Origin of the sequence: Streptococcus sp. HMSC076C09, assembly GCF_001837905.1 — a bacterium.
Lineage (GTDB): Bacteria > Bacillota > Bacilli > Lactobacillales > Streptococcaceae > Streptococcus > Streptococcus parasanguinis_I.
The window spans coordinates 1-252 of the sequence record NZ_KV834637.1 but is presented as its reverse complement, the minus strand read 5'-3'; the positions used below and the strand labels follow the sequence as shown (position 1 = coordinate 252).

Below are 252 nucleotides of genomic sequence, written 5' to 3'. Positions count from 1 at the left end.
TTGGAGGATTACCCAAGTCCGGCTGAAGGGAACGGTCTTGAAAACCGTCAGGCGTGTAAAAGCGTGCGTGGGTTCGAATCCCACATCCTCCTTAATATTAACGCGGGATGGAGCAGCTCGGTAGCTCGTCGGGCTCATAACCCGAAGGTCGTAGGTTCAAATCCTGCTCCCGCAATTTGGCTCGGTAGCTCAGTTGGTAGAGCAATGGATTGAAGCTCCATGTGTCGGCGGTTCGATTCCGTCTCGCGCCAT

General features: G+C 54.4%; 3 tRNA genes. All 3 read left to right on the top strand.

The features are described 5' to 3' along the window. Positions 1-2: 2 nt before the first annotated feature. The 3 genes from HMPREF2704_RS03855 to HMPREF2704_RS03845 all read left to right on the top strand — a co-directional run bounded on the left by HMPREF2704_RS03855 (position 3) and on the right by HMPREF2704_RS03845 (position 251). A tRNA-Ser gene (locus tag HMPREF2704_RS03855) sits at positions 3-92 on the top strand. Between the two features lie 9 nt (positions 93-101). After that, positions 102-175 (top strand) — tRNA-Met (locus HMPREF2704_RS03850). A gap of 3 nt (positions 176-178) precedes the next feature. Then, positions 179-251 (top strand) — tRNA-Phe (locus tag HMPREF2704_RS03845). The last annotated feature ends 1 nt before the right edge of the window (position 252 follow it).